Annotated in this window: 1 protein-coding gene and 1 pseudogene; both read right to left on the reverse strand. The window is 41.2% G+C overall.

What is annotated here, in order from left to right; all coding sequences use genetic code 11:
- Nucleotides 1-339 (reverse strand): annotated as a pseudogene (locus WS34_RS14230) (RagB/SusD family nutrient uptake outer membrane protein); the annotation flags it as partial.
- 20 nt (nucleotides 340-359) lie between these two features.
- Nucleotides 360-3,695 (reverse strand): SusC/RagA family TonB-linked outer membrane protein (locus WS34_RS14235; protein WP_353743270.1); only part of this gene is annotated, 3,336 nt, incomplete at its 5' end.

Genomic DNA, 3,695 nt, shown 5'->3' on the forward strand with positions numbered 1-3,695 from the left:
ATAGGCAGCCTCCCAGCAAGATTGCAATCTTTGTTTCGCATAATCACTGGAATAAGCGTAAGTCAACAATTGATTATAATTTTGCTGAGTACTTGTAATATTATAGCGCTGTGCCATAATTTCAACCAGCTCATGTCCCAAAGCTCCTCCGTAAAGATCGGTACTCAAAAACTCCGTATATATTCCATTCAGAGCCCCCCAAAAGCCACTCTCAGAAGTAAACACCTGATCTTCAGTTACTCTGTCTGCAGGTTTTACATCCAGCCAGTTATTGCAGGCACCCGACAGAATCGCCAGGCTCACCGCAACAATTCTCATAATATTTTTTATTTTCCTCATAATCCTAAATTTTATTATCCTTAAAATGATGCTGAAACAGAAAATGATACGGAACGTGCAAACGGATATTCAATTCCCCGTTCTGTCTTAATCGACGAAATTTTAAATACATCATTCATATAAGCATTCAGCCGTAAAGAACGCAACCCAAGCCGGCTGATCCGTTTGGAATCAAATTCATATCCCACCCGAAGAGATTCCAGTGATAAAGTATTATCATCCTGAACAAAACGGGAAGACATCGGCGTGGTTGAAGTCAGGGAAATCTTCTTGTATTCAGCCTGTTGTCCTGGCGTAGTCCAACGATTATATAAGGCCCGCTTATCCTGGTTATAGTTCAAATCATTCGCCGAAATATTCTCTACTTTATCATATAATGCACTGTTAAACATCTGTCCTCCGCAGCGATAACGAAAATCCACATTACAGCTAAACCCTTTGTAAGTAAAAGAAGTGCCGAATATTCCCTCGATTTTAGGGCGGTCGACACCGATTTTCACCTCATCTTCATAACTATAATCAAGAGTATAGGTACCGTCTTTTTTAATAAAGATCTCATTTCCGGAAGCCGGATCGATTCCGGCCGAACGTACAGCGTACAAATCATCCGGACTGGCTCCGTCAAAATAACGTTTCAGATTGGTATTACTTCCATTTTCATTAAATTTATCCAGTTTATTTCCGATCTTGTCATATCTTGATTTCTCTGTCCGGAAATTATAACGGATCGACCAGATGACCCGGTCTGCAGGACGGTATATCGGCGAAACGGTTAAAGTACCATTGAGTCCTTTAGAGGTCTGTTCACCAACATTTGTCAGTACAGAAGTAACCCCGACAGAACTGGGAATACTGATATCAGCCAGTACCGGATCGGTTTTCTTATTGTAATAATCAATGTTCAGCATCACTTTGTTGCCAAAGAAAGCCAAATCCATACCGATATTCCGGTCCATAGTTGTCTGCCATTCCAAATCCGGATTTCCCAATCCGCTCAACAGTACGGCCGGTTCAAAATAATTCCGTTGTCGGTTGGAAAAAGCATAGGTCGTATAAGTCTGATAGGCTGAGAAATTCTGATTGCCAGGATTACCGATGGAAGCCCTCAGTTTCAACAGATCAAACCAGTCCAGATTTCCTTTGATAAAAGCCTCATTATGCAGATTCCAGGCCAATCCCGCAGACCAGGTATTGGTATAGCGCTTATTTGTCCCAAAAACAGAAGATCCACTCAAACGGTAGGTCAAATCCAACAGATAACGGTTATCATATGCATACCCACCATTCATATAAGCACTCATAGCCCTACTCTTACTCTCACTAAAAACAGGTTTCCCATTTTCAGGATATCCTTTCGAAAAAGCAGGAGTGTCATAATTTCCATTCGGGAAACCGATCACCGAATAGCCGTTAGTTTCTGTTTCCGTTGCACTGAAATTACCACCGCCTACCAGATTCAACCGATGTTTTTCAGCCAGGACAGCCCCATAAGTCACCGTCAACTCCCCCTCATATTGCAGGTTTTTCCCATTCTGATAAGCCAAAGATCCTTTCTTCAGCTCTTCTGTGTCATCAAAAGAAGTATCTTCCGGCGACAGAAAATCATCCGATTCATTTATCGTCTTTGTAATCCCGAAACGTCCCCGGATTTTTAAAGAAGTCAAAGGATTATATTCAGCACTAAAATTATTGGTTACTCCAAAAGAACGGTCAAGTGCCCGGCTATTCAGGTTGGCATTCCAAAGCGGATTCGGCGATTCAATCAGCTCCTCTTTATATTCCAGCCATTTTTCCACCCTTCCATCCGGCTTCTTTTCATAATAAGGATTTGCTTTCGCATATTCTGAAAAAGCAACCACCGGATCTCCGGAACTGGTATGATTAATAGTCAGCTTATTACTGAATTGAAACTTATTTTTCCGGTACAGTAAATCCAGATTCCCGCTGAAAACTTTCCTTTCCGATTCTTTCATCACTCCGGTAATCCCATTGTAGCTCAGTCCGGCACCATAACGCATATTGGCATCCCCACCTTCAGCATACAAGGAATGCCGATGATTAAAACCTATCCGCAAAGGTTCTCCCAGCCAATAAGTATCCACCCCCCGGGCCACCTCTTTTTGGTGTTGGTTGTAAAGTTCTTCCATATCCTTCACATCTGAAGACGATCCATCAGCAACAGCATAACGTCCAGCCAATACTTCAAATTCCAGTTTTTCCCGGGCATTCATCAAATTATAACTGGACAGATCAGGCATCGTAATATTGAAGTTACCTGTATAGGTTACTCTCAATTCTCCTTGTTCCGGTTTTTTGGTTTCCACTACTACAACACCGTTTGCTGCTTTAGACCCATAAATTGCCGTAGAAGCAGCATCCTTCAGAATGGTGATCGAAGCAATACGCTCCATATCCAGATCCACGATCGTCTGTAATGTTGTCTCAAATCCATCCAGGATAAATAAGGGCTGATTAGGGTCAATAGCCAAGGATTCTTTCACGCCGACAATACTCGATTTTCCCCGTATCTCAATATCCGGTAAACGGTTCGGATCAGACCCGAAATCATTATTTTCAAGTAATGTAAAAGCAGGATCCAGACTCTTCAAACTCTGCAATACATTTTGATTACCTACCCTTTTCAGATCATCGGCTGAATAGGTTGTCGCAGAACCGGTAAAACTCTCTTTCTTACGTTCAAAAATACCCGTCACAATCACTTCCTGAATGGTTTCAGAAGATTCAGCCATCACCACTTTAAGCTCTTTCTCATCAGTCACCGGTATTTCCTTTTTCTCCATCCCTACAAACGAAAACACCAAAATCACATCTTTCGTATCAGTCATATCCAAAGAGAATTTTCCCTGGACATCCGATGAAGTTCCAATCTGTGTCCCTTTAATAACAATCGTTACTCCAGGCAAAGGAGTTCCATCTTCTCCCACAACAATTCCCTTTACAGTCATTTTTCGTTGTGGGAATACAGAAACAGTTTCAGCCGGAATAATCACAACCGTATTTTCTACAATTTTAAAAGAAAGATCTGTACCTTGAAGACATTTATCCAATACAGCAGCCACATCGGTCTTCTGCAAGTCTAAACTTATCTTCTTCAAATTACTTACTTTCATGTCACTATACAAAAAAGTCAGCCCTGTTTGTTTCTCAATTTCCCGTGCAATTTCTTTAAAGGTTGCATTCTCCATCCGGATAGATAACTGCTGAGCAAAAGCATTGGCAGACAATTGCATAGAAGTCAAACATATCAATACCACGATAAATTTCATCGTCAAAATCATTTTCAGTAAATACCTCTTGTCCGGGAGGTAACTTGTTTCTTTTTTTTTCATAAATTT

This window comes from Odoribacter sp. N15.MGS-14, assembly GCF_000980245.1.
In the GTDB taxonomy this organism is placed as follows: Bacteria; Bacteroidota; Bacteroidia; order Bacteroidales; family Marinifilaceae; genus Odoribacter; species Odoribacter splanchnicus.